At 28.5% G+C, this 6,840-nt stretch carries 5 protein-coding genes; 3 read left to right on the forward strand and 2 right to left on the reverse strand.

The genetic code is table 11. The features are described from left to right. Window positions 1-12: 12 nt before the first annotated feature. Window positions 13-537 (reverse strand): BspA family leucine-rich repeat surface protein, encoded by a 525-nt coding sequence (locus H2280_RS04635; protein WP_337215823.1) that lies wholly within the window; start codon window positions 535-537, stop codon window positions 13-15. A 142-nt stretch (window positions 538-679) separates the two neighbouring features. Then, window positions 680-4,192: an acyl-[ACP]--phospholipid O-acyltransferase gene (locus tag H2280_RS04640; RefSeq protein WP_337215824.1), complete on the reverse strand. Its 3,513-nt coding sequence runs from the start codon at window positions 4,190-4,192 to the stop codon at window positions 680-682. Window positions 4,193-4,435: 243 nt separating this feature from the next. Here H2280_RS04640 and H2280_RS04645 point away from each other — a divergent pair, with 243 nt between their 5' ends. The 3 genes from H2280_RS04645 to H2280_RS04655 all read left to right on the forward strand — a co-directional run. Next, window positions 4,436-4,672, forward strand: a complete 237-nt coding sequence (locus tag H2280_RS04645; RefSeq protein WP_337215825.1) for a hypothetical protein — start codon at window positions 4,436-4,438, stop codon at window positions 4,670-4,672. A 264-nt stretch (window positions 4,673-4,936) separates the two neighbouring features. Continuing rightward, window positions 4,937-6,415, forward strand: a complete 1,479-nt coding sequence (locus H2280_RS04650; RefSeq protein ID WP_337215826.1) for a hypothetical protein — start codon at window positions 4,937-4,939, stop codon at window positions 6,413-6,415. Between the two features lie 2 nt (window positions 6,416-6,417). Then, on the forward strand, window positions 6,418-6,840 hold a 423-nt coding region (locus H2280_RS04655; RefSeq protein ID WP_337215827.1), incomplete at its 3' end, for a hypothetical protein.

Below are 6,840 nucleotides of genomic sequence, written 5' to 3' on the forward strand. Positions count from 1 at the left end.
AACTATTATATTTTAATCCTCAATTCTAAATTTAAATGTGATTAAATTCCACAGCTTAAGATCTTTTTTTAATCGTTCGCAACCCTCAAACATATTTTCCATATCTGTAACCTTACTCACATCCCAAGTTTCTATACCACTAAAATCTTTACGTTTATTCCCTCTAAACAAATCTTTAAAACTTTTAATTTTACTCGTATCAAGATCGCCTAAATAAACATTTATATCTTTGATGAGTTTTTTTAATTCGGGTTTTGATTTTGGTGTGTATTTGCAATTTTCATTTAAAAATTTCGATTTGTCTTCTGCTTTACTAAGATTAAGAAGTATATGGTAGCGGTTATACTCATCATTATTTTTTGCATTTTTTTTATTACCGAATTTTTTTCCTAGATCATCAATAACTTGTTGTGGTATTATTGCGCCTTGATTAAAAAGATTTAAAACCTTCTCTCTTTTAGCCCTTAATTCTATTATTGATGCCTTTCTTAATTCTTCTATTGCATCTAAAAGTTGCATATCTAGATCTTGTATCATTTTTTTCCTTTGTTTGTAAATTTTAAATATTTTATCAAAAAAATAAAAAAATTAGATTTGATTTTAAGATGAAAGAGTATTTATTATGAAAGTAAGAAATAAAGAGAATAATAAATTTCTCTTTATTAATAAGTTTTTGTTTTTAAATCAAACTTTTCGCTAATTCTTTAGCTCCTTTTAGATCTACTTTTCCAGAACCAAGCAGAGGAATTTTTTCTACTTTAAAATAGCGGCTTGGTTTAAAGATGGCAGGCATGTTAGAATTTTTAATCGCTTCACAAATTCCTTCAAAAAATTCATCATCACATTCAATAAGTAAAGCGATTTGCTCTCCTTTTTTTTCATCTTCTAAAGCTACGGCACAGAATTTAACCACATCAGTATTTATAAATTTAGCTATTTCTCCTTCTAAAGTTCCAAGAGAAATCATTTCACCACCGATTTTTGCAAAACGAGAATAACGATCAACAATATACAAGAAGCCCTCTTCATCAAGATGCCCTTTATCGCCTGTATTGTACCACCTAATGCCATCAATTTCCTTAATCACTTCATCGGTTTTTTCTTTATTGTTAAGATAACCCACCATAACTTGATGACCACCTATGAGTATGAGTCCGTCTTCATTTGTTTTAAGGTTTTCATAAGTATTTGGATCAACGATTCTAATCGCTGTTCCTGGTAAAGGCATGCCCACACTTCCTTCTTTGTTTGCACGATGTATGATCCAATAATTCGCATCAAAACGATTTGGAAGATTTACACTTGCTACAGGCGTGGTTTCAGTAGCTCCATATCCTTCGAAAATAGTTTTTTTAAATTTCATTTCAAAAGCACTTCTAACTTCATTTTTGAGTTTTTCAGCTCCTGATACTACAATTCTTAAACTTTCAAACATTAAAGCATCTAATTTTTTATTTCTTGCATAAATTCCTAAAAATGTAGATGTTCCACACATGATGGTTACATTGTTTTTAGCTATGGCTTTAGCTACACCTAGAGCATCGGTTGGATCTGCAAAAGTGACACTTTTAATCCCTTCAAGTAAAGGTAAAAATGTCGTAACGGTTAAGCCAAAAGCGTGAAAAGGTGGTAGGGATGAAAGTATAACATCGCTATTTCTTGTGCATAAAACATCAGAAATTTGAGCAATATTGCTTAAAATATTTCTATTATTAAGCATGATGCCTTTTGGTGCGCCTTCGCTACCACTACTAAAAAGTATAGCCGCTATGGCGAGATTGTTTTTAGAAGGAGTGAATATAGCTTTTAAAATACAAGATGGTAAAATACTTACCATTAGCATTGTTCTTAAGATTTTAGCTTTTTGTTTTTTGAAATTATCCACAATATCTTCCATAAAAATCAGATGAATATTTTCATCAAAATTTAATTTTAAGCCTTTATTTTCTAATTTTTCTAAGAATTTTCTTGAGGTATAAATTTGTGAAATTTGTGCGTTTTCTACGGCAGCTTTTAAAGCCTTTTCTCCAGCTGTAAAATTAAGATTAACAACAACTTTTTGAGCAATTAACACTGAAAGATTGACTAAAGAACTTGCAAAGGATGCGGGAAGTAAAACACCCACGCATTCTTCTTTAGGTGCGTAGCTTCCTCTTTGAGTTTGGATATTTAATTTTTGAGTATTTTCTTTTATGAAAGCACTTAAAATCAAACTAAGACTAAGCATTTTTCTATAAGTGATCGCACCGGCTATAGTATCTATAATAGCTATATCGTTAAGATTTCTTTTTGCATTATCAATCCATAATCTAGCGATAGTATGCATAGCTTCACATTGAGATTTCCAAGCCATAAAAGAAAGCTCAAAAACCTTAGCCTTGACTTCATCTTTTTTTGAATGCAAAGACATTGCTTTACCAAAGGCTATAGCTACATTTCTTTTGCTTAAAGTTTTATTTCTAGCAGAAAATTCTTCATCACTCCTAGAAAAAGAGCTTCCCCAAAGTCCTCTTATATAAAAAGGTAAGATAATTCCATCATTTTCCTCTAAATTAGAACAAACGTGTTCAAATCCGGCTCTAAATTCGTTTAATTGCCCATGTCTTGATAATACACCTTCAGGAAATAAGCAAACAAGATTGCCATTTTTAATATATTCTGCGATGAGTTCTAAACTAGCTTTACTTCCTCCGCTTGAAACAGGGATTACACCAAATTTATCCAAAAAGAATTTAATATACCATTTAGAATAAATGCTTCTTTCCATTACAAAATAAACTTTTCTTGGTATAGCCATTTGCACAATGGCCCAATCTATAAAAGAGATATGATTGCCTAAAAGTAGGGCGCCTCCTTTTTCAGGGATATTTTCAAATCCTTCCACAAGCAAACGATATCTTCCTAAAAATGCAATATTTAAAAGAATTCTTATGAGAGAAAATGGGAGTTTATATATAACATAAAGTGCGCCTAAAAGTGAAACAAACATAATAAAATAAAAAAGATAAATCACATCAAGCTTTAAATTTGCAAATAAAGTAGCCAAAACAAGAAAGGCTAACATGGTTATATTTTGTATAAAATTATTTCCAGCTAAAATTTTTCCAAGCTCATTTTCTTTGGCGTGAAATTGTATAAGTGAATTTAAAGGTATGATAAACATTGCCCCACAAAAACCAAATAAAAAGAATAAAAAACTATAAGTGATCAAGCTTGTAAAATAGGGGATGCATAAAGTGATAGCAAAAACACCTATTGCACCTAAAGGAATGAGTCCTAATTCTATATAATTTTTAGAAAATTTTCCAGCCATTAAAGAACCTAAAATCACGCCTATGCCAGAAAATCCTAAAGAAATTTGTACAAAAAAGGTATTATCGATTAAAAGTTCATTTTTGCTAAAAACAGGAAAAGTAACAAGATAAAGTTGAGAAATAGCCCAAAATATAGAAATTCCAACGATGCACAACCAAATGATTTTATTTTTAAAAATAAGCTTTAAATTTTTAATCAACAATTGGGCGCTAAGATATTCTTTTTTATTGAATTTCAATTCTTTATCTTCGGTTTTTAATTCCGGTAAGCGACAAGCTAGGTAAAATTCCACCAATGAAAAAAATATAAGTACAAATCCTAAAGGAGCTACTTGTTTTAAAACATCCGAAGGATCATTGCCACTTGTAGGCTGATAGAGATTTTCAAAACTCAATGAAAATACAGCCATTCCAGCCAAAATAGCAACTATGCTAACAGCATTAACCGCACCATTTCCCATAGCAAGAAAATCTTTTCCTACTAGTTCTTTTATAAAGCCGTATTTGCTAGGAGAATAAAGCGCTGCTTGAATTCCTAAAATAAACGTAAAAATAAAGGCAGTCCAAAAAGCTCCATTATAATAACAAGCACAAATAATAATGGTTAAAATCACACTAAAGCCAGCTGAAATTTTCATAATCCAGTTTTTAGGATATTTATCCGCTAAAAATCCCGAAGGGGAAAGCATTAATATAAAAGGGAGTAGTATAAGTGCATTAACAATGGCTGTTAATAAAAGTTGAGTATCTTCTTCATAAATTTTATAAATAGTATTTTGAATAATAATTTTATGCCCCAAATCAACAAAAGCATTGATAAAAGCTACAAGCAAAAAGGGTAGAATACCATTGATTTTCAAAAAAGATTTTTTTTGCATTTTTAATCCTTGATTGTTTTTACAAAAAAATATTTTAACATATTTTTCAATACCATAATAAATTTATTATTTTTTAAAATGCACAATAGATTTATTAAAAAGAATTGTTTATAGAAAATTAAATATAATTAAAATAATATTATTTTATTTTTTTCAATAATTATTTTTTATAAAAGAAGGTTTAATGCAGGATTTAGATGTATTTTGTTAAATTAATATTTTACTTATATTTTAGGAGTAAATTTGCAAATTCCTATTTATTCTAAATTCAAAGTAAAACTAGAAAGCAAAGGTTTAGATAGTATAACAAGTGGTCAAATTGCTTGGTTTGTGTGTAGTGTAGGTATTTTTATCATTTCCATGATATATTTTTATATCAGTAATAATTATGATCAATTCACTATTTTATTTATTATGCTATTTATTTTTATATTAAATATGCTTTATGGAAAAATTTTTTTGCCTTATTATTACTTGTGATATTAGTGTTTATATACATGAAATATTATGAATTTATTCATAATTTTAAAATTTTGTTTATGATTTTTATACCTATGATTCTTGTTTTTTTAAAAGGCTTGGAGATTTTATTCGGATATATTTTTTTAGTAACTATGGTATATATATTTGAGTTATTAGGAGGATTTTATAAATGAGATATTATGCAACGATTTATATCCATCCAATGAATTTTACATCCCTCATGCATTCATCTCATACTCATCTAGATGAAAAGGATAAATAATGAAAGGTGTGATATTTAAAAAAAAAGAACTAGACTTTTGGAAAAAATTTTACGAAAAACATGCAAAAGATGCTTTAAATTTTACAAAATACGATTCAGATAAAGAAGCTTGGCTAAAAGAGATGCACAAAACCATCACTTCTTACAAACAAGCTTCTAGTAATGGTATAGTATGGACTAAAGAAGAAAAAGAACTTTTTGAAAGTCTTTCTTTAAACGAACAAAGAAAAATGATAGTCAAAAAATCAGAATTAAAATCTGTTTTATTCCCTTATGTTAATGTAGATTATAAAGCTTATGAGTATTCTACAAGAAGTAAAGAAAGTGGAAAAGAAAGCTTTGAAAAAGCAAAAGCATTATTAAATAAAAATAAGGATAAAGTTTTTAGTAGGCTTGATAAAACAACAAGTGAAAATATACTGCATTTTTTTAGAATTGCTTATAAAAGTGGAAATTTAGAAGCAGGGGTGAATTTAGCTAAACTTTTATTTAAAAAAGCAAAATCAAGTGATTATGAGGGAGTATTTGATGATATTAGAGAAAGTGTAAAAATCACTAAAGATTTATTAAATCACAATATCCCAGAAAATGCTTATCATTATTATACACTTTATAAATGGAGTGATGATACAAGTCGTTTTTATCATAAAGAACTTACAAGTTCTATTTTAGGTTTAATCAGAGAAGAAGCAAAGGATTGCTACAACTATGCACTAGAATGTGTGGTGTGGGAAGCTATCGATGAAGAAGCACAAAGAAATGATAGAGATCTTTTAGGGGCTGAGCTTTACTTAGCGGCTGCTATTAAATATCAAAGTCCTATTGCCTTTTTTAAAGCAGCACAATTTTATGCTCCTTCAGGCTTAACTAGAGAAGTATTAGATTATGCTTTGATCCCTTATAATGCCTCTTTAAGGTGTGCCATTGCTTTAGGAAGCAAAGAAGCTTTGGAAACTCTAATTTCTAATTATAAAAATGGCTTAAGAATGATGAGAAAAAATCCTTTACAAGCACAACTTTTAACCACTCATCAAGAACAAAGAAAACTTATCAATGGGCTTGATCCTTATTTTGATGAGAGGTTTAAACCTGAATATATTATTGATTATGGTTCTCTGATTTCTTTGGGCTATGGTGGAACCATAGTTTATCCAGGCATTTCAAGATTGGTATCACAAGGAAGAATTAAAGATCCAAGAGATAGTGATGCTACTAAAGAGAGTATTAAAGAATATTATTTAACAGTATGGGAGATGTTGGTTTCTTTATTAGGACTTTTAAAATTTGTACCAATAGAAGAAGATGTTTTTTATTATATAGGTACCCAAATCTACTCCAAACTTATTTATGGTTATCCTTCCGCAAGGCCTTATGTCTTTCCTAAAGAAATACTGGATTTACCAATAGATTTTAGTAAAGGATTAGAAGGCTATGGTATAGATCCTAATAAAAATAATAATGAAAACACAGAGGATTAAAAATGCAAAGTATTAATTTAGATAGAAGAAAAGCTTTAAAGAATTTAAATCAAATAGCACTTTTAGGCTTTGGTGGATATATACTTCTAAAACAAAATTTTATGGATTTGTCTTTAACAAATGAAGTTTGTTATAATGATATAAAGTTAAGCTCTTTAGAGGATTTAAAAAGCTATATTAAGCTAGATATTAATTTAAATCAAATTTGCAAAGAAGCTTTTATTTATAAAGACTATGAACTTTTAAAAGAATATTTTTTAAATCCTAGCCTTTATTATAATAAAAATAAAAAATTATCCTTTAAAGAATTAAAACTTGAAAATAAAAGTTTATTTATCAAAGCTCCTAAAAGTTTTATAAAAGCCTTAGAAAACCTTATAAAATATGATAATAATTCACACAGTATAACAAGTTTTATATACCAG

Source organism: Campylobacter sp. 2457A (assembly GCF_020135895.1).
Classification (GTDB): Bacteria; Campylobacterota; Campylobacteria; order Campylobacterales; family Campylobacteraceae; genus Campylobacter_D; species Campylobacter_D taeniopygiae.

Bases quoted from the DNA above. Each gene is read 5' to 3' on its own strand.
- H2280_RS04635 (WP_337215823.1), bottom strand. From the start codon at position 537: ATGATACAAGATCTAGATATGCAACTTTTAGATGCAATAGAAGAATTA.
- H2280_RS04640 (WP_337215824.1), bottom strand. From the start codon at position 4,192: ATGCAAAAAAAATCTTTTTTGAAAATCAATGGTATTCTACCCTTTTTG.
- H2280_RS04650 (WP_337215826.1), top strand. From the start codon at position 4,937: ATGAAAGGTGTGATATTTAAAAAAAAAGAACTAGACTTTTGGAAAAAA.